Genomic DNA, 19,662 nt, shown 5'->3' with positions numbered 1-19,662 from the left:
CGGGTGAGTTCGTGGGAACAATCCACGAACTCACCCGGAACCCACGAACTCAGCCGCGTCAGACAGCGCGAAGGCGGCCCGGGCAATCCGGTGTGGCCTTGTCGACCGGGCCGGGTTCCGACGGGACCCAGCGCGCTGACAAGGGCCCTGACATACTTGCCCCATGCTGCACCCTCTTGAACACCGTGTCCTCGATGCCGCACTGCGCCAGGCCGAGCGTCTCGTCGGCGACTCCAACCACACGGTGGCTGCCGCGGCGATGGACACGGCGGGGCGCGTTTTCACCGCAGTCAACGATTACCACTTCACCGGAGGGCCGTGCGCCGAATTGGTCGTTCTCGGCCTTGCCGCGTCCGAGGGAGCCGGACCGCTCGTCACGATGGTCGCCGTCGGGGACGAAGGCCGCGGCGTCGTCCCACCCTGCGGCCGGTGCCGACAGGTCATAGTGGATCAGCAGCCCGGCTGCCACGTCATCGTTCCCACCGAACATGGCCCAGACGCGGTTCCCGTCCGCCAGCTGCTCCCCTACAGTTTCATCCACCCGGACGCCGCTCCCGAACGGTTCATCCGATTCAACCCGCGGTATTTCGACCACGTCGTCAACGGGTCGAAGACCGCGACCACCCGGCTTGATGATCCCTGCGCGCTCGGCCCGGCCTGGCTGGTGTTTGAATTCGACGACGAGTACCGGCGCCTGCGTGGCGTCGTCGATCGGATCGAGACCAAGCGATTCGACGAGATCACTGACGAAGACGCCCGTCTCGAAGGCGGAGTTCTCGCCGATGATGTGAAAAACGGCCTGCGCCGGCACTATCCGGACGTCACTGACGGGTCACTGGTCGACGTGGTGCACTTCCACCTCGACCGCTGAGCCTGGCAGGGCGCTACAGACCCCTCACGCCGTCTGGCGGAGCCGTCGGATGAAGTGGCGGGACTGTTCGGGGCCGTAAGGCAGCACGGGGATGGCTTTGGTCGCGTCGTCGGGGGTCTCACGAGTGGCCTGATGCGCCTGCCGCACCGCCATGGCCATGGTGTCCGCCATGGTGCGCACAGCGCCGTCGTCCATCAAAGCCCCGTGCCCGGGAACGAGGTACTCGTAACGGTGCCGCAGAGCCGAGATATGACGAAGGGCGTCCGCCCAGTCGGCGGGATAAGAGTCCTCGAACGCCGGGTAAGCGCCGTGTTCGACAAGGTCCCCAGCGAAGAGCGCACTGGGCGTCCCCACCAGAAGATCCCCTTCGGTATGACCACGCCCCAGATGGAACAGTTGCACACTGAGGTCTCCCAGATCCAGCAGCACCGGCTGATCCTTGACGATCGCCTGGGGAATCACGACGGCGGTGTTCTCACCTGTGCCCTGAGCCATCTCCGGTTCGAAGACCTCCACCAGCGGCCGCTGCGCCTCACCGGTTTCGGCGATGGCCCGCGCAGTGTTCTCGTGAGCCCAGAACTCGGTGACTCCGGCTTCCTGGAAGACCGCGTTGCCGAAGAAATGATCGTAGTGCGCATGGGTGTTCACAACCACGAGGGGCAGCTCCGTCACCTCACGGACGGCTTGCAGGATCTCGCGGCCCTGACGTGGTCCGCAACCGGTGTCGATCACCAAGGCTTTCTCCCGCCCCACCACCAGTCCAGTGTTGAGGAACTCCGCCTCTGTGGTGAGGACGTAACCGCCCTGACCGAGCTCATTCCATGCCGCCAAGGGAACCTCCTGCGCCGCCGGGTGCCGGGCGTCACCACCCGCGCCAATGATGTCGCTCATCGTACCCCTCTCTTCCGCTTCCCCGACTCAGCTGCCCACGCCACGCGAGGGTTCCTAGGGCCGTGAAGACAACTACCGACGGCAAACCCAGAGCGCTTTGATACCCGAAGCCCGACGTTCCGCACTCGCCGATGCCGCGCCAGGGGTTACAAGTGCGACCCACGCGAAACACCGGCCGAACGCCGTCACAGGCCGACCTGGTCTCGGGGAGCCCACCGATTCCCGGGGCGTTCAGGACCGGAAGAGCCTTTGCCCAGGCGAGTTGTGAGGTTCACATTCATTGACCATATGTTCGTGAGCGTGACGTATAGATGTAAATAGGAGTCGATTTCTTGCTCTGTCGCCAGAGTCCACCGCAAGCAGACCACACGCGGCGACCATACGAGCCATGAGCTCGGGAGCCCGATGCATCAGCCCGCGCGACACTCTTCAGCATCGAATAGGCCCCGTTTTTCCCGAAATCCAGGGACTTATGACGCATCAAACGGGGTCGAGCACTCTAACGAGCGGCCTTGACCGGCGCGCCAGATTAAGTGCTACTGTGACTCATGACATATCGAGAAGGAATGGACTAATTACCGTATCCATCGAATTGGGGCATGAAGGAGCGAAGATGGTTCAGGCGCGGTTGGCACGCTATTCTATGGGACTTCGAGAGTTGCTGGATGAGAGCCCTCGACTACTTCGGTTCATGGAATGTCACAGCCCTCTCGCTGCGATGGTGATTGAGACATCGAGGTCCGAAACTCATCCCGAAGCCGGATTCGACGGACTATGGTCCAGCTCACTCACAGATTCCTCGCTCCGCGGGCTCCCGGACCAGGAGATCGTTTCGATGTATGAACGGGTGGTCTTTGCCCGTGAAATCCTTGCCGTCTCGGCATTGCCGATGATCATGGACGGAGACACCGGCGGTACCGTGGAGCAGTTCATGGACACGGTGAGGAGAACCGAACGTTCTGGCATCTCTGCGATCGTCATCGAAGACAAGGTCGGCACCAAGCAGAACTCGCTGCTTGCCGACAGTTCCGTTCATGTCCTGGCGGACCAGGACGACTTCGCACGGAAGATCCAGAAGGGCGTTGAGGCCAAGGCGCACCCACAATTCATGATTGTCGCCCGTCTGGAAGGGTTGATAGTCGGACTTCCTGTTGAAGAGGTGCTCCAGCGAGCGGCGGCGTTTGTCGCGGCAGGCGCAGACGCCTTACTGGTACACAGCAAGGCACGCGATCCGCGAGAGGTCCTCGATGTGGGCCGACGCTTACGTGAAACGCACCCGGACATACCGCTCATTGCAGTGCCCACGACATATCCCTCTGTCACCGATGAGGAGCTGAGGGAAGCCGGTTTCAGGATCGTGATCTATGCAAATCACATGCTTCGAGCGTCGGTGCGCGCAATGGCGCAAGTCAGCACTGCCATCCTCACTGGCGCCACTTTGGAAGCGGCCGAGCCGTTCTGCGCCCCGGTTGAAGACCTCCTGGCGTTGAGCGTTGGAGGCACCTCTCGATGAGGCGGCGCGAACAAATGGTGCTCGGCGCCTATCTGTCCTACGGCACCGGGCATCACGCAGCTTCCTGGATCCACCCGAGTACCGACGCTAATTCGTCACGGTCGCTGCCGCATTATCAGCGAATGGCCAAGACTGCGGACCAGAGTGTATTCGACTTCATGTTCCTCTCGGACGCGCCTGCAGTGTTCAACGACGATGCCGTAGGTCAGGGAGGCCGTGTGGTGTTCTTTGAGCCCACCACACTGACGGCCGCCCTGATCCCGCACACAGAGCGTCTCGGATTCGTCGTGACCGCCTCAACAACGTACAACGAGCCGTACAACGTTGCCCGGACAATGGCGGGCCTGGATCTGCTGAGTTCAGGGCGTATCGGGTGGAATCTGGTCACCACGTCGAAAGTCGCCGCAGGCCGGAATTTCGGCTTCAAGGAACATCCCCCGCATCAGATCCGTTACGAGCGCGCGGAGGAGTTCATCGATGTGGTCCGCTCGTTGTGGGACACCTGGGACGACGACGCGGTTCTCGCTGATCGGGCGACCGTTCGTTACTACGATCCCACCCGGCGCCACGTCACTCGGTTCAAGGGAGAGCATTTCGACATCGAAGGCGAGTTGAATGTGCCGCGTCCTGTTCAGGGACATCCTGTGCTTTTCCAAGCCGGTTCCTCGGTGGCAGGAAAGGAGCTGGCGGCGCGCACCGCGGATGCTATCTTCACCGCCCAACCCGACATCGAAGCAGCGCTCACCTTCGCGGCGGACCTCGACGAACGGGTGCAGCGACATCGCAACGGGTCAGCGAGCCCTTTGATACTCCCCGGCCTCACCATTTACACCGGACCCGACAAGAAGGCTGCAATCGATTCCCGCCGCGAACTGGAAGAGATGGTGCCGGAAGAGCTCGGTCTGTCGATGCTCTCTGATCTCCTCGGTGGGGTGGATCTTCACAATGCAGATCCGGATGGCCCGCTCCCCGAGGTGCCGCTTGGCAACGGCAACCGGAGTCGTCAGCGGTTGATTCTCGACCGGGCGCAGCGCGAAAGCTTGACTATTCGGCAGCTTTTCCAATGGATCTCCACGTCAAGAGGTCATGCCACCATCACCGACTCCTACGACGGGGTTGTTTCCACCATCCAGGACTGGTTCGATGCCGGTGCCGTAGACGGTTTCAACATCATGCCTGCGACTTTGCCAGGCGGACTCGACGAGTTCATCGAGCACATCGTCCCGCGGCTCACCGCACGAGGCCTCAGCCCGTCGACCGGCAGAACCGGGACCTTGCGGGAGCGGCTTACATTGCCCCGACCCGCCTCCAGCTTTGCTTCATGAAGTTCTTCCATCTGAAGGGAAATACAGCATTGCGTAACGACATCATTCTCGAGGACACCACTCTGCGCGACGGCGAGCAGACTCCAGGAGTCGCTTTCTCCGTAGAGGAGAAGCTTGCTATTTTCCGGGCTCTGATCGACGCCGGTGTGCGCTGGATCGAGCCGGGCATCCCGGCAATGGGGGGTGACGAAGTGCGCGCCTTGCAGCTCATGCTTGATGAGGCACCCGATGACGTGACTCTGATCGGTTGGAACAGGGGCGTACGCGAGGACGTGCAGAGGAGCATCGACCTGGGCTTTTCTGCGGTGCACATCGGCCTGCCCACTTCGTCGGTTCACTTGAAAAACTCGGTCAGAAAGGACCGCGCCTGGCTGATGTCCACGGCCAAGGACATGGTCAAGTTCGCCAAGGACCAGGGCAAGTTCGTCAGTATCAGTGCCGAGGACATCGGCCGTACCGACATCGAGTTTCTCCAGGAGTATGCCGTGGCTGTGGCCGAGGCCGGAGCTGATCGTTTGAGGCTCTCAGATACGATCGGGATCCTCTCACCTCAGCAATACCGCGATCGGGTCGCCGCAGTGGCGTCGGTCACCGACATCGATCTCCAGGCACACTGCCACAACGACTTCGGGCTCGGCACAGCGAACGTACTGGCCGCGCTCGAAGGCGGAGCGCGCTACTTCCATGTCACGGTGAACGGTATCGGTGAACGCGCCGGGATGGCAGATTTCGCGCAAGTAGTGATGGCTCTTCGGCAGTGGCACAACGTGGATCTCGGGATCAAGACGGAAAAGCTGACTGAGGTCGCACGGACGGTATCCGACGCGTGCCGCTTCCCGACCAGCCCGTGGCAGCCCGTGGTCGGTACGAATGTCTTCGCTCATGAGTCCGGCATTCACACCACCGGAATGCTCCGCGACACCTCGACATTTGAGCCCTACTCACCGGAGTTGGTAGGAGGCGAACGGCAACTCCTGGTGGGCAAACATTCAGGCCGCGGCGTGGTGGCACACGTGCTTGAACAACACGAACTGAATCCGGAGAATTTCGACCTGGATCGGATTCTCGAGGAGGCGCGATCCTTCGCCGTCACTCACGGTCGGGCTCTTGAACCCGGTGAAGTCGTGGACATGGGAAAGCAGTTCGTTCGGGCTGAAGCACTGTGAGCAGCCAGCTTGTCGCTGGGCAGCCGCTGGTTGAACAGGTCATCGCATCACATCTTGAGTCGCCCGCCCAGGTAACCCCAGGGCAGATCGTGGCAGTGGTGCCGGATCGGATATATGTCCAGGACGGTAACGCCCCAACCATCGCTGAACTCTACAAGAAGTTCGGATTCTCCGGCGCCCGGTCCCCCTCCCGGGTCAGTTTCGTCTTCGACCACTCGGTCCTGGTGGCGCAGACCGATATGGCCGACCGGATGGCTGAGGCACACACTTTCGCAGTGGAACTGGGCGTCGATATCCAGCGACGCGGTGCTGGTATCAGCCACGTGATCGCCGCCGAACAAGGCTGGTTCGAACCAGGCTCGCTTGTGCTCGGTTCGGACTCCCACACCTGCGTAGGTGGTGCTTTCGGAGCCCTGGGCTTAGGGATGGGCGCCTCTGACATCACTCACGCCATGGTGTCCGGGAGCACCTGGCTGAGAGTTCCCCCCACGATTGTCGTGGAACTGACATCACAGCCGCACGAAGCAGTCGCCGCACGTGATGTGATGCTCACCATTCTGAAGGAGTACGGTCAGGCACCGTTCCTCTATAAATCCGTCGAGTTCGCTGGTGATTGGGCACAGGCGCTCGGCACCGATGAGGCGGCCAGTCTGGCCAGTCTTGGCGTCGAGCTGGGGGCCAAATGTGTCTTCGTCGCTCGACCCGACGGCGCGGTGCCGGCGGGCACCGCCGCGGGCGTCGAACGGATCAAGATCGACCTCTCGACCATGCAACCGGTGGTTTCAGCACCACACCTTCCAGCCAATACCGGTGGCCTCAGTGAGTTTGCAGGTTTGACGGTCGACTATGCCTTCTTGGGCACCTGCACCAGCGGCCGTTTGGACGACATTCGGGAGGCAGCTCGGGTGATGGCGGGCCGTCAGGTCCATCAGGATGTGAATTTCGTGGTCACGCCGGGGTCCCGGAACATCTACCTGCGTGCCATGGATGAAGGCCATATTCAGACCCTGCTTGCCGCCGGTGTATTGGTCACCCCGCCAGGATGCGGTGCCTGCGTCGGAACCCAAGGGCCACTGCCGGCCCGCGGGGACCGGGTGCTTTCAACCATGAACCGGAACTTCAAAGGCAGGATGGGAACTCCGGAAGCGGAGATATTTCTCGCTTCACCGCGAGTCGTCGCAACGGCAGCGGTATCCGGAAGATTCCCGTCCTTGGAGGAGTTGTTATGAGTTTTCAGACCTACCGCGTCCGTTTCCTCACCGGCGTCATCTCGACCGATGACATCATTCCGGCGCGTTACAAACACATGCACACTGATCCGCAGAAACTCGCCCCGCATCTCTTTGAGAGCTTCCTGCCAGGGTTTCAGCAGACCATTCAGCCCGGCGACGTGATCGTTTCAGATTCGACCTTCGGGATCGGGAGCTCGCGAGAGCAGGCAGTGACGACATTGCTCGCCAACGGCATCGATCTGGTCCTGGCGCCGCAATTCGGCAGGATACTCTTCCGAAACTGCTGGAACCTCGCATTGCCCGCGATCGAAATCGATACCGAGGGGCTGCACGAGGGTGACAGAATCGAGATCGACATCGAATCCGGCCGAGTGCAGGCGGAGAGCGGATGGCAGCGGGATTTCCCGGCACCCCCGGACTTCCTGATTCGAATGCGGGCAGCCGGGGGGCTGCTACAGGGACTGCAGAGCCGACTTCGGGACGAGGTGACCAGCAATGTCTGAGGAACGGCGGCCATTTGACGGCCTGGCCCAGGACTACGACCGAGCACGCCCCAGATATCCCGAGGCCGCTTTCCGACGACTCGTCTCCTTGCTCCCTGAGAGGGCTGTTGCAGTCGCCGATGCGGGGGCAGGAACCGGGATCGCCCTGGAGGGCTTGCTGCCTTTACTGTCTGCGGATAGCACGGTGGACGCCGTGGACATCTCGAACGACATGGTGGCGGTAGGTCGAGCTAAGTTCCCTAAGGTCAACTGGGCCGTCGAACCGGTCGAGCCGTGGCTTGCAGGCCGTGACAATCTTGACTTGGTGATCGCGGCCCAGGCATATCAGTGGATGGATCGGCCCAGCTTCGTAACGAATGCCGGGTCGGCTCTCAGTTCCCGACAAGGAGTACTAGCGGTACTACAAAACAACCGAAACTACTCGATCCCGGGTCTGGCTGCCGACTACGAGGATCTCCTTGAGGAGTTCAGTCCGGGGTACCGACGGGACTATCGAGCAATCGATGTCGCCACGGAAACTGCGCCGATTGCCGCAACCCAGCAGCAATTTCGCTTCGAATGGGTTGATGTGATGCCTGGCGCTTCCTTCGAGACAATGTCGAGATCTTCGACTCAAGCCCAACGCGCGATCGAAAGGACTGGAGGCGAATTCATCCAGCACGTGAAAGACCTGACTCAGGCCGCCGAACGGAACGGTGAAATCCGGCTGAACTATGTCACAGAACTTTTCATCACCAAAGTCCGATGAGGACCAGATCTCGATTAGGTCCGCCAACCCGAACGAGGCAGGCTTGATCGTTCAATTGCTAGGGCAGGTGTACGCACCGTTCGAGGCTGACTTCACACCCACCGCCTCGCGTTGGACTGTCGAGAACGTCAGCGACGGCGTCGCGAATTGGCTGCTCGCATTCGGCGGGGTGTCATGCGATTTGGCAAGGACGGACGCCTCTAACCAATTGCTCGGCGCGGTACGGCATGAAAGCGACCCGCTCGGGTACACCTTCGATGCTCTTGCTGTTCGTCCAGACAAGCAGGGCAAGGGCATCGGCTCGCGTCTTGTCCACGAATGCGAGGCGCTTGCGATGAGGCATGGACGTCCCCGCATGGTCATTGCGCTGCGCATGTCGCTCCAGTCGAACCTCGCGTTTTTCATGAAGCGCGGATACTCGGATCTGCGCGCGTTCGGCAACGACCACCGTTTGTACGGAAAGGAACTCTGAATGACCATCGTGGTGCTCGGATTTCGAGAAGGGCTGGTGGAAGCCGCAGCCGAGTTCGGAGACGTCCTTGTGATTGCCGATCATCAGAAGCCAGGACTCGAGAAGCACCGTCACCTGATGGTCGACGACATCGCCTCGATAGATATGGTGACGGCTGCGCTCGGGGGGCTCGAAGGGTTCATGCCCAGTGCAGTCGTCACCGCGCATGAGCAGGGGGTGTCGACATGCCATCAGCTGAGACGTCGGTACCGGCATCCAGCCGGAGCGTCCTCAGCAACGGTACTTCGATTCCGGGACAAGAAAGTTCAGAAGGACGCACTGGCCCCTGCAACTCCGCGAGCACGCTGCGAAGAGCTTGACATCTTTCACTCCGAATACTCACAGGCGGTGGCTCGCGTCGGGGACAAATTCGTCCTCAAACCCGCTGACGGCTTCGGATCCGTCGCCACACGAATTGTCGCTTCGGAGGCCGAATATGACTCGTTCCGTGCAGAGTTCAGTTCTCGTGGATCGACTCGATTTCTCGCGGAAAGCTACATTTCCGGAGACGAATGGCACGTCGACGGCGTCTGGTCGAAAGGCTCCTTCAGGTGGTCTGCGGTGTCCGCCTACACCAATCCACCGATCACCTGGGTGCAGGGCCAGGCTGTCGGAGGCGTACCTCTGGCTGGCGCCGAAGACGTCGCCGAGCAGGCTGCGATCAGTTTTGTGACGGAAACACTGACGCAGCTCGAAGCCCCGGACGCGGTGGTGCATGTCGAGATCTTCAGACGGCCGGACGGCGGGTATTTCTTCAGTGAGGCCGCCATCCGAGTTGCCGGTGCATTCGTGCCTGAGGTTCTCGATCTCACCTTCGGGCGGAATCTGTATCGTGCAGAGGTCGAGCTGGCACTCGGTCTCATGCCCGAGACCGCGGTGGCCACTCCTATCAATGGGGTTTTCGGCTACACCTATTTACTGCGTACAGAGCACTCGACGAAGACTGAAGCACAATTGTTTCAGGAGCACCAGATACTCAAGGGTGAGTATCCATCGGCCGACAGGGGACGCGCTGGAGCCTACGGACGTTGGGGTTACGCGATACTTCGTGGCGACGACCATCCAGAGGTCGTGCATCGGCTCGGGGAACTGACCCGGGCAGCTGAAGGGGTACCGAGTTGAGCACCGCACTGCTGATGATCGGCTCGCGCAAGCCAGCACTGTTGCGGGCTCTCGAACGTGATTGCGATACTCCGGCTGCAGTCTGGATGGAAGACCCGGAGAAGCAGTCGGGAGCGCTCCGGGGATTCTTCGCACAGACGGATCGTGCCATGTCCGAGAATCACTTTGCCGCAGTGATAGCGACATCCGAATCGACCTTGGTCCTGGCAGCGCTGGCCCGGGCGCGATATGGCTTGCCGGGCCCATCCATCGAGGCAGCCATGATCGCAACAAACAAGTGGCTGATGCGTGACTCCCTTCGCGGAAAAGTTCGCATGCCACGTTTCTGGCTCTCCAGCGACCCCCAACGCCCGCGGCATGGCGACTTTTTCAGCAAACCGCTCGACGAGTCGGCAGCCCGTGGAGTGAAGCCGACGAATGGTGGACCGGCTCAACGCTCGGAGGCGCTGCGCCTCATCGAAGAAGAAGTCATCGTTACTGCCGAGTATCACGTCGACGGAGTGTTCTCCGACGGCAAAGTACTCTGGTGCATACCATCGGTCTATGATCGACCGGTGTTTCTCGCGACAACCGGCTCGCGCACCTCCATGCTTCTGGAGGAGGGGGAAACGGCCCGTCAGCTCGTTGAGCTGTCCAGCCAAATCGCGGCGGAAATTCGTCAGCCGTCCGGTGTTTTTCATATGGAATTTCTTGAGTCGCCCGACGGCTTCGTGTTCGGCGAATTCGGTCTGCGACCGGGAGGAGGCGGCATCGCCGCGATGCTTGAATATCTCCTGGATGCAGACCTCTGGGGCGCTCACATCGCCTCCCAATCGGGACGGGACGTGGGAGGCTTCGGACCCAAACGCACTGCACCACCGAAGGCGGGACTGATCATGGCCAGGAGGGCAAAAGGTCATGGGATTCCGATCGCCGTGGCGCAGGCGGAGCAGTTGCCGGGTGTACGCGGAGCTGACCCGGGTAACTCGCCGCCCGAGGACCTGCCGGCCGACTCGTGCAGCTTTGCATACGCCCTGATCTGCGAGGGCTTGGACCAGGAGTCCTGGACTCGCTATTCGAAGCTGCTCTCAGGAGGCGGGCGAGGTGCATAAGTGGGCGCTGACCAGCTTTGCCGCGCTGGGTGCGGTTGCGGAGGCCGTCCAGCTCGTCGCCCTGATGTGGACCACCCTGCATCTCACCGGCAGCGCCTCGATGGTCGGCGTCGTGAACGCTTTTGCCTTCCTTCCCGGAGTGGTCGCCGGCGTCGCGCTTCGTCTCGCCTTTGATCGGGGCTCTGCGATCAAGAATCTGGGCCGGACCAACTGGGTATGCGTCGGATTCTCCTTGATCCTCGCAGTTGCCGTGTCGGCCGAGCTACGGGCCGAGTACTTGGTTGGCCTGTTCTGCGCCTCTCAGGCCGTCTTGAGTATCGCAAAGTTGGCCAACAAGAGCGCGCTGGCCAGAGCTCTTCGGCTGATCGTCGGGCGGCAGGACCTTCCCGCAGTCCAGGGACGGATATCATCGACGACCATTATCGGAGGCGTCGTCGGCAGCGGTCTGTCCGGGCTGTTGCTCGCCCTGGTCGGCGCCGCGTGGTGCTTCGCTGTAGCAAGTGCGCTCTACGCTGCCAGCGTCCTGCTCATTCGAGCGCTCAGGCGTTACCAGCCAACTGTCCAGGAGGCGACGGGCCCGGAGTCCGGTCCAAAGTCACCACCGTCGTCGGCCGTTGATTCCGAGCTCGCAGAGGCCGGATCCAGTCCGGCCAAGCGGGACGGACGACGGCTGCTGATGCTCGTGCTCCTGGTGTCGATCCCCAGCAGCGGTGCGCTGCAATACATCACCGCCCTATTGCCGTCGTACGCGAACGCACTGGTTCCCGGCTCCGCACCTTACTACTCCGTACTGGATATCGCGGCCATGCTCGGCGGCATCCTCGCCGGTGTGCTGATCGGCATCTCGCCCCGGGTCCGCAGGACCGTGCAACGCTATGCCCTCGTGGTCAGCGGCATGTTGTGTTTACTGCTGGTGCCGAACTGGTCCCCCGTCGCGGCCGCCGGGATCATCGCCGTTGTCTCCCTGACGATCACCTCGCACGTGGTCGGCATGCAGATAGCGACCAACCAACTCGCCCCCGATGGCCAGATCGGTAGGTACATGGCGGTGCGGAATGCCGGAGTAGGCCTTGCCAAGGCGGTGTTCTCCCTGGGCGCTGGCATTTTGGCTCAGCTGAGCGGCGTCTACGCGGCGTGGATGGTGCTGGCACTCTTCCTGATCGCGGTTTCGATCGCGTTCAGTTGCAGTCCCACCTGGAGGAGGTTTGCGAGTGCCTGAGAACCTGCGGCATGAGTTCATCGACTGGCTGAAGACTCGTCGCACCGACCTGGTGCGCGGATCTTCTGAGGATTCAGCTGATGCCCTTGAGTGTCTTGGTTTGGATGATGCAACTCTGGCCGCCGCTCGCAGCGCATCGAAGATCGTGCTCAGCACGCCGCACGCCAGCCCGAACGTGTTCGGCCAGCGGATGCGGGTCGGCTGGGCGGCCGCAGCCATGCAAGGTTTCTTGCCGGAGGTACACCACATCAGAGTGGTGCTCACCCACACAAACATGAGTGATCTCGGGTGGCGTCCCTACGCTTGGTGGACGCTTGACGTCGACAACCAACTCCAGGTCACCAAAATCTTCAGCCGGAACAAGAAGCGAAAGCACACCGTGCTCTGCACCTTGCCGACGCTTGAACTCGACCCGCTGGACTTTTCAGGAACCGATGCCTCTGCGGCGAAGCGCGCCCGCGTGGGGAGCGACCTGTCACGATCCTTGATGCTCCTTATGGCAAGCATTGAACGCGCCGCCGGCCTCGCTCTGCCGGAGCGCACCTGCTATATCCCGCTGGACCTGGTCTTGGAATTCGTGAGAGAACTCGGCGACCGGAATCCTGCTTTCGATCACATGCTGCGACGGGCCCACGGACGGAAGCCGAATCCAGAGGGGCGGTTGGTACCGGCCGGGCGGGCACAGAGCCTCGTTTTTGATAACGCCAGCAACCTCGCGTCGCTGGCCATCTTCGGAGCACCGGTCCTTCTCGGCGGAGCGAAGATGCTGGGGTACTGGTCCGAAGTGGCATCCGCGAGCCGTTTGTTGGGCGGCGAAGTCCGCCCCGTACGGCCATTCCTGATCCCGGAGCTCGACCTGAGCGCATTGTTCCCCCTACGGGCCGAGCTTTCCGCTGCCCTGAATGCGGCGGGCATCGAATACAGCCAGGGCATGGCGACCTCCGAATACGGCCAGTTCGCCCACATGCGCAAGGTGTTCGATCCCCTACTGCTGGACCGGCTCTCAGCGCTATTGACCGATCGATGACCTTCTGTCCGTCGGGGAAGCCTGCACACAAAGATGTCCTCGGGGTGCCGGACAACGGCGAATTCCACGCTCTGTGGAGAACAGCAGTACACGGTGCAGAGCCTGCCAAGCGGGAGACAAGATCCGCCAAAGAAGCCCTCAGGCGTCCTTCACTGAAGCCCTGTTTGCAACAGCAAGCACCTCACACGACAGCAACCCGCACCCTCCCACTAGGCTGGAGGCATGACCGCGTCACCGCAGCTTCCTCAGCCCCCTCGCGCACGGAAGGTCCCCGCCAGCAGGACCCACCACGGCGACACTTTCGTGGACGATTACGAATGGCTCCGGGAGAAAGAGAACTCAGAGGTGGTGGACCATCTGAAGGCCGAAAACGCCTATCAGGAGGCCGTCACTGCCGGGCAGGAACCGCTCCGGGAAGCCATCTTCCAGGAGATCAAGGGCCGCACCCAGGAGACGGACCTCTCCGTCCCGCAGCGCAAGGATGAATGGTGGTATTTCGCCCGCACCATCGAGGGGCAGAACTACCCCGTCTACTGCCGGGTGGCCGCCACGGACTCCAGTGATCCGCTGGCCGATTGGACTCCCCCGGTGGTGGAGGCCGGCGTCGGGCTCCCCGGTGAACAGCTGTTGCTGGACGGCAACGCCGAAGCCGAGGGTCAGCCGTTCTTCTCGGTGGGCGGAACGGCCGTCACCCAGGACGGGAATCTCTACGCCTACGCCGTGGACAACTCGGGCGATGAACGTTTCACCGTCCGCTTCAAGGACCTGCGCGACGGCGGTCTGTTGCCGGACGTGATCGAGGGTGCCTTCTACGGGCTGGCCTTCTCCCCCGATGGCAGCCGGCTCTTCTACACGGTGGTCGACGACTCTTGGCGTCCGTATCAGATCCGCGTCCACACGCTCGGAACCCCGGTGGATCAGGACGAGCTCCTCTACCAGGAGGACGACGCCGGCCTGTGGCTCGGCTTCGAGCTCTCCTCCCAGCGGACGCACCTCGTGGTGGGCATCTCCTGCTCCGAGTACAGCGAGGTGCGGCTTCTGGACTTCGCCGACCCCGGGGCCGGGCTCCGGACCGTGATCTCCCGGGATGCCCGGGTGCTGTACGAGGCCGAGCCGTTCCAGCTCACGCCGTCCGCGGCTGCCGGTCCGGTGGACGGAGTGCTTCTCACCCACAATCTGGCGGCCCCTAATTCGATGCTCTCGTTCGTGGCGTGGGCAGAACTGGCCAAGCCCTTGGACACGCAGGACTGGCTGACCCTGGTCCCGCACTCGGACGAGGTCAGGGTCAACGGCGTCGCGGTGCTGCGCGATTTCCTGGTCCTCTCGGTCCGCAAGGACACCTTGGAGCGGGTGCAGTTCCTGCCCCGCCGGGGCCTCGGCACTCCGGATCAGGAGGCGGTCCTGGAACCCGCCTTCCAGGAGGAACTCTTCACTTCATACCTGAGCGCGGCCGACTACCGCGCGCCGTCGGTGCGGCTGGAGTACACGAGCTTCTTCACGCCCACGCGGCTGTACGACTTCGTGCTTCCCGCCCCTGAACGGCCCATCGGCGAGCTGCTGCTGCGCCGCGAGCAACCCGTGCTGGGCGGGTACGATCCGGGCGACTACGTGGCCACCCGGGAGTGGGCCACAGCTTCGGACGGCGCACGCATTCCTCTGTCCGTGCTGCGGCACCGCTCGGTCCAAGCGGGCGGCGGCAATCCGGGGCTCGTCTACGGCTACGGGTCCTACGAAGTCAGCATGGATCCCGGCTTCGGCGTCGCACGGCTGTCCCTTCTGGACCGTGGGGTCGTGTTCGTGATCGCTCATATCCGCGGGGGCGGAGAGCTCGGCCGTCAGTGGTACGAAGACGGCAAGAAGCTCGCCAAGAAGAACACCTTCACGGACTTCGTCGCCGCGACGGACCACCTCGTGAAGTCCGGCTGGGTGGACCCGACGCGGGTGGCTGCGCTGGGCGGTTCAGCCGGCGGCCTGCTGATGGGTGCCGTCGCGAACCTCGCTCCGGAAAAGTACGCGGCGATCATCGCGCAGGTCCCGTTCGTGGACGCCCTGACCACCATCCTGGATCCCGAGCTGCCGCTGTCCGCTCTCGAATGGGAGGAATGGGGCAACCCGATCACAGATCCTCAGGTGTACGCCTGCATGAAGTCGTACACCCCGTACGAGAACATCCGTCCGGTGCCGTACCCGAAGATCGCCGCTGTGACCTCCTTCAATGACACGCGCGTCCTCTACGTGGAGCCTGCCAAATGGGTCCAGGCTCTGAGGGAGACCACCACGAGCACGGAGCCTGTGGTCCTGAAGATCGAAATGGACGGCGGCCACGGTGGGGCGTCCGGGCGCTATGTGCAGTGGCGAGAGCGCGCCTGGGACTACGCCTTCGTCGCGGATGCACTCGGCGCCCGGGAACTGCTCCCCGGGGCCGGTCTTCGCTAGGCCGGTCCGTCGCCCGGCCGAACCCTCACGGCATCCCCACCTGACGCGAGAAGTCAGCTGAGCACAGTCCCAGACGGGAACACTGTGCTCAACTGACTTCTCGCGTGGGAAAGGGCTGGAATCAGCGGGCCTTGCCCAGCCGGAACTCCAGATTGCGTTTCACGGCGGGCCACTCCCCTGCCAGGATCGAGAACACCACGGTGTCCCGGAGGACGCCTTCGGACGTCAGTGCCTGACTCCTGAGAACGCCGTCCTGTTTGGCACCGAGACGGGCGATGGCCTCGCGGGACTGATGGTTCATCCAATTGGTACGGAACTCCACTGCCACACAGCCCACCGTCTCGAAGGCGTGCCGCAGCAGCAGGTACTTGGAGTCCGGGTTGGTCCCAGTGCCCTGCGCGGAACGCCGGTTCCAGGTGGAGCCGATCTCGAGCCGCGGAAGCTCGTGATCGATGTTCATGAACGTCGTCATGCCCAGCAGTTCTCCCGTGGAGTTCAGCCGGGTGACGAACGGGAGCATGCTGCCCTTGTCCTGGAGCGCCAGCCGCCGTTCGATGTCGGCGGCCATGCCCTCAGGACGGGGCACGGAGGTGTACCAGAGGCTCCAGAGCTCACCGTCCTGGACGGCGTCGATCAGTTCGGCCTCATGGCTGCGCTCCAGAGGCTCCAGGGTGACGTATTTCCCGTGCAGGGTGACAGGATCAAGTTTTTGCACGAGGAACATTGTGCGGCCGGATCGACCCATATTCCAAGCGTCCGGCCCAGTGATTCAACGAGTGTTCATCCGGGCGGCCCCCCATCCCCCTTGCGTGCTCAGTTGCGGCGGCCTGGAAGCGAAACTTCCCGCCACAACTGAGCACGCAATCCCTGGAGCGAGGGAAGCCACAGTGCTCAGCTGAAGAGCTGGTTCTTCGGCTTGTTGTTGCGCACCTTGAGCCATCCGAGCCACAGGATCACGGCGAAGAACGGCACGGTCGCCAGCGTCCAGGCACCCAGGTAGAAGACGCTTCCGTCAGAGGAGGTGGAGGTGTCGAAGCCGATCAGCACGGTGATCGCCAGCAGGGCCACGAGCCCCACCCAGCTGGTCCACGGTGAGCCGGGCATGGGAAGGCTGGAGACCTTGCCCCTCTTCTTCCGCAGCATGATCTGACAGGCGAAGATGGAGCCCCACGTGAAGATCACGCCGATCGACGCGGTGTTCAGTGCCAGATCGAAGGCGTGGGAGCCGCCGAGCCAGACGTTGAGGATGATCCCCACCAGGTAGAAACCGCCGATGGCCAGAATGGCAGCGTACGGGATGTGCCGCGAGGACATCTTGGTCAGCCACTTGGGGGCATGACCGTTGTTGGCCATGGTGCGGAAGATGCGGCCGATCGAGTACAGGCCGGAGTTGCAGGAGGACAGGGCCGCGGTGATGACGATGAAGTTCATCGCGTCGCCCATCCACGGCAGGCCCATCTGGCCGAACACGGTGACGAACGGGCTGGTGCCGGCCTTGTACTGATCGCTCGGCAGGAGCATGGCCAGCAGGGTCACGGAACCGACGTAGAACACCACGATGCGCACGACGACGGCGCGGATCGCCTTGGGGACCTCACGCTCGGGGTTCTCCATCTCGCCCGCGGTGATGCCGACGAGCTCGATCGCGTTGTAGGCGAAGATCACGGCGTTGAGCACGAGGACCATGACGAGCACGCCGTGCGGGAACATTCCGCCTTCACCGGCGAAGAGATTGGCCGGGCTGGCGTGTCCCGGGCCGACCTGCGCGTTCATGACCACCAGAACGGTGCCCACCACGAGGAAGATCAGGATCGCACCGACCTTCAGAACCGATGCCCAGAACTCGAACTCTCCGAAAGCCTTCACGGACAGCAGGTTCACGGCCACCAACAGCACCAGCGCTGCGATGGCGGAGATCTCCACCGGGACGTTCGGGAAGAAGTACTGGAAGTAGAGGCCGATCGCGATCAGCTCGGCGATGCCGGTCATGCCCCAGTTGAGGAAGTACATCCAGCCGGAGAGGTAGGCACCCTTGGAGCCGAAGAGTTCGCCGGCGTAGGAGACGAAAGACCCGGAGGTCTGGCGGTACATGATCAGCTCGCCCAGCGCCCGCATCAGGAAGTAGGCGATCACGCCGGCGATGGCGTACGAGAAGACCAGTGCGGGACCGGTGGAGTGGAGCCGGCCACCGGCTCCCATGAAGAGGCCGACGCCGATGGCGCCACCCATCGCGATCATGGTGACATGGCGACGGCTCAGGGATTTGCTGTATCCCTCGGCGCTGAGGGCTGTTTGATGTGCGGCGCCGCTGGCCTGGCTGCTGGCCTGGCCGGGGGCGCTCTCCTGCTTCGTAGTTTCTGACACGGTAGACAAGTGTACGGACCATTCTCCGAACGTGATTTGACTAACAAGATATTGAGTCGCACATCACAAGTGCCCTCGGGCTTGTACTGGGGAAATATTCGACGGGATTCGACAGCTGAATGTGACCCTTCACTGAGTCCGCAACATTTGACGATTGCTTCAGAATCGCGACTGGACTTTCGCGCAGGTCGAAGTCGCCTGGGTCAGTGCCGTCCGTTGCGGCGGAAGCCCGCAAGAAGCGTCACCCCGCCGAGTGCAAGGAGCCCGACCGCGGCCAAGGCGGTGGGGAGCAGGGCGCTGGAGGCACCCGTGACCGCCAGGTCACCGCCGGAGGATGTCGTGGCCGCCAGCGTTCCGGCTGGGGCGCTCGTCGTACCGGAGACACTCGGCCCGGCCGACGTCGCAGTCCCCGTCGGTACCGGAGACGTCACACTCTCCGTCGGAACCGGAGACGTCACAGTCCCCGTCGGAACCGGAGACGTCACACTCTCCGTCGGAACCGGAGACGTCGTGGTCCCCGTCGGGATAGGAGTCTGCGGGACGTCCGGTCGGGTCGGGGTCGGGGTCGGCTGAGGATCCACGGTGCATCCGGTCAGCTCATCGGGGAAGGGGTACGCGTGAACCTCTGAACCGCTTCCCCCATGGACGAAGTCACCATTGACGTAGACCCTGCCGTTGTAACCGGGGACGTCGATCGTGGTGGTACCGCTCCCGACAGGGACCAGCATGGATCCCGGGACCTGGGCAGACCCGGTCACGTGGACATCGGATGCTTCCGTGTAGTTCCAGAGAATGTGTCCCGCGAGTTCACCGAAGGCGCTGCTGCTGATCGGGACGGGTGTCCCATTGACCAGGAGGGCGTTGAGGCCGAGGGTGACCTTCGGGCCGCCGGTGACGTTGACGATGACCCGCGCGCCGGCCGGAACGTTCTTGACCTCAAGGGACCTGACGGCGGTGCCGAGCACCGCGCCGTCGACCGTGAACACCTGGGTGGCCGAAACCCCGTCGCCGAGCAGATCCAGGCCCCAGCTTGTGACCGAGACGCGACCGGTGGTCGGCAGAGCGGCGTAGGAGGCCGAGGTGGAGACGATGCGCCCCGGCATGTTACGGAAGGAATCAGCCGAGCTGCTGTCTCCGGAGGTGATCTTGCCGCCGTTACTCGTCAGCTTCGGAGCCTCGATGTCACCGCCCACGGAGACCGCACCACCGCCGGGCGTGTTGTTCGCCCCGACGTCGACCGTCACGCCGGAGGAAGCCCTCAAAGAGCCGCCCACCACGAGATGGTCCGTGCCAGGCTGGGGCCAGAGGCCGGAGCCGACCCCGGCCGTGCCCACGTTGTAGATGCCATTGGCCTTGGCGATGTCGGCATTCCCGAGCACGACGGCCTTGCCTTCCATCTCCGCCGCGGACTGGACGACCGTGAAGGCGCCCTTCACGAAGAGATTGGGCCTGTTGTCGTAACCGTCAGGCGCGGGGTTCGCCTCGATGCCCGGGAGGTTCGGCACGCAGTCTACGGCGGCGGCCCGGGCAGCGGGAACGGCCTGGAAGGCCATGGCCGTAGCGGCGAACACCGCGACCGCACCGGCCGCGAGGGAGAGGGAGGGCGCGCCGAAGCGGCGCAAAGTGGAATTCACGGAGAAAGG

The 19,662-nt window shown here is 62.9% G+C and carries 17 protein-coding genes; 13 read left to right on the top strand and 4 right to left on the bottom strand.

Going from position 1 to position 19,662, the window contains the following annotated elements:
• Nucleotides 1-163 precede the first annotated feature (163 nt).
• Nucleotides 164-871, top strand: coding sequence for an ASCH domain-containing protein (locus ACIPXZ_RS12345; RefSeq protein ID WP_400594532.1), 708 nt, complete (start codon nt 164-166; stop codon nt 869-871).
• Nucleotides 872-895: 24 nt separating this feature from the next.
• Here the strand turns inward: ACIPXZ_RS12345 and ACIPXZ_RS12340 are convergent, their stop codons facing one another.
• On the bottom strand, nt 896-1,762 hold the full coding sequence (locus ACIPXZ_RS12340) for an MBL fold metallo-hydrolase (protein WP_400594529.1): 867 nt from the start codon (nt 1,760-1,762) through the stop codon (nt 896-898).
• A gap of 388 nt (nt 1,763-2,150) precedes the next feature.
• Here ACIPXZ_RS12340 and ACIPXZ_RS12335 point away from each other — a divergent pair, with 388 nt between their 5' ends.
• The 12 genes from ACIPXZ_RS12335 to ACIPXZ_RS12280 all read left to right on the top strand — a co-directional run bounded on the left by ACIPXZ_RS12335 (nt 2,151) and on the right by ACIPXZ_RS12280 (nt 15,655).
• The gene (locus tag ACIPXZ_RS12335; protein WP_400594526.1) at nt 2,151-3,275 is read left to right on the top strand and encodes an isocitrate lyase/phosphoenolpyruvate mutase family protein; all 1,125 of its coding nucleotides are present in this window, start codon (nt 2,151-2,153) and stop codon (nt 3,273-3,275) included.
• Nucleotides 3,272-4,600, top strand: a complete 1,329-nt coding sequence (locus ACIPXZ_RS12330) for an LLM class flavin-dependent oxidoreductase (RefSeq protein WP_400594524.1) — start codon at nt 3,272-3,274, stop codon at nt 4,598-4,600. Before ACIPXZ_RS12335 ends, ACIPXZ_RS12330 begins: the two co-directional genes overlap by 4 nt.
• Nucleotides 4,597-5,766 (top strand): hypothetical protein, encoded by a 1,170-nt coding sequence (locus ACIPXZ_RS12325; protein ID WP_400594523.1) that lies wholly within the window; start codon nt 4,597-4,599, stop codon nt 5,764-5,766. Before ACIPXZ_RS12330 ends, ACIPXZ_RS12325 begins: the two co-directional genes overlap by 4 nt.
• Entirely contained in the window at nt 5,763-6,995 is a 1,233-nt protein-coding gene (locus tag ACIPXZ_RS12320) for an aconitase family protein (protein ID WP_400594520.1), read from the top strand. The genes ACIPXZ_RS12325 and ACIPXZ_RS12320 overlap by 4 nt, the downstream gene beginning before the upstream one ends.
• Nucleotides 6,992-7,501 (top strand): 3-isopropylmalate dehydratase, encoded by a 510-nt coding sequence (locus tag ACIPXZ_RS12315; protein WP_400594518.1) that lies wholly within the window; start codon nt 6,992-6,994, stop codon nt 7,499-7,501. Before ACIPXZ_RS12320 ends, ACIPXZ_RS12315 begins: the two co-directional genes overlap by 4 nt.
• Nucleotides 7,494-8,249, top strand: a complete 756-nt coding sequence (locus tag ACIPXZ_RS12310) for a class I SAM-dependent methyltransferase (protein ID WP_400594516.1) — start codon at nt 7,494-7,496, stop codon at nt 8,247-8,249. The genes ACIPXZ_RS12315 and ACIPXZ_RS12310 overlap by 8 nt, the downstream gene beginning before the upstream one ends.
• The gene (locus tag ACIPXZ_RS12305) at nt 8,215-8,721 is read left to right on the top strand and encodes a GNAT family N-acetyltransferase (protein ID WP_400594513.1); all 507 of its coding nucleotides are present in this window, start codon (nt 8,215-8,217) and stop codon (nt 8,719-8,721) included. The genes ACIPXZ_RS12310 and ACIPXZ_RS12305 overlap by 35 nt, the downstream gene beginning before the upstream one ends.
• Entirely contained in the window at nt 8,722-9,882 is a 1,161-nt protein-coding gene (locus tag ACIPXZ_RS12300) for an acetyl-CoA carboxylase biotin carboxylase subunit family protein (RefSeq protein ID WP_400594511.1), read from the top strand.
• Nucleotides 9,879-10,973 (top strand): acetyl-CoA carboxylase biotin carboxylase subunit family protein, encoded by a 1,095-nt coding sequence (locus ACIPXZ_RS12295; RefSeq protein ID WP_400594508.1) that lies wholly within the window; start codon nt 9,879-9,881, stop codon nt 10,971-10,973. Before ACIPXZ_RS12300 ends, ACIPXZ_RS12295 begins: the two co-directional genes overlap by 4 nt.
• Complete coding sequence (locus ACIPXZ_RS12290) at nt 10,966-12,192, top strand: MFS transporter (protein WP_400594505.1); 1,227 nt, start codon at nt 10,966-10,968, stop codon at nt 12,190-12,192. The genes ACIPXZ_RS12295 and ACIPXZ_RS12290 overlap by 8 nt, the downstream gene beginning before the upstream one ends.
• Nucleotides 12,185-13,219 carry a hypothetical protein gene (locus ACIPXZ_RS12285; protein ID WP_400594502.1) on the top strand — a complete coding sequence of 345 codons (1,035 nt, stop codon included), beginning with the start codon at nt 12,185-12,187 and terminating at the stop codon, nt 13,217-13,219. Before ACIPXZ_RS12290 ends, ACIPXZ_RS12285 begins: the two co-directional genes overlap by 8 nt.
• A gap of 222 nt (nt 13,220-13,441) precedes the next feature.
• Entirely contained in the window at nt 13,442-15,655 is a 2,214-nt protein-coding gene (locus ACIPXZ_RS12280; RefSeq protein ID WP_400594500.1) for a S9 family peptidase, read from the top strand.
• Between the two features lie 121 nt (nt 15,656-15,776).
• Here the strand turns inward: ACIPXZ_RS12280 and ACIPXZ_RS12275 are convergent, their stop codons facing one another.
• From ACIPXZ_RS12275 to ACIPXZ_RS12265, 3 genes are all read right to left on the bottom strand, one after another.
• Nucleotides 15,777-16,379 carry a GNAT family N-acetyltransferase gene (locus ACIPXZ_RS12275; RefSeq protein ID WP_400594497.1) on the bottom strand — a complete coding sequence of 201 codons (603 nt, stop codon included), beginning with the start codon at nt 16,377-16,379 and terminating at the stop codon, nt 15,777-15,779.
• A gap of 167 nt (nt 16,380-16,546) precedes the next feature.
• Complete coding sequence (locus ACIPXZ_RS12270; RefSeq protein WP_400594494.1) at nt 16,547-18,019, bottom strand: amino acid permease; 1,473 nt, start codon at nt 18,017-18,019, stop codon at nt 16,547-16,549.
• Nucleotides 18,020-18,222: 203 nt separating this feature from the next.
• Nucleotides 18,223-19,653 (bottom strand): choice-of-anchor A family protein, encoded by a 1,431-nt coding sequence (locus ACIPXZ_RS12265; protein ID WP_400594491.1) that lies wholly within the window; start codon nt 19,651-19,653, stop codon nt 18,223-18,225.
• Between the last annotated feature and the right edge of the window lie 9 nt (nt 19,654-19,662).

Source organism: Arthrobacter sp. NPDC090010 (assembly GCF_044748305.1).
Lineage (GTDB): Bacteria > Actinomycetota > Actinomycetes > Actinomycetales > Micrococcaceae > Arthrobacter_E.
This window is presented reverse-complemented; position numbering and strand designations above follow the sequence as displayed.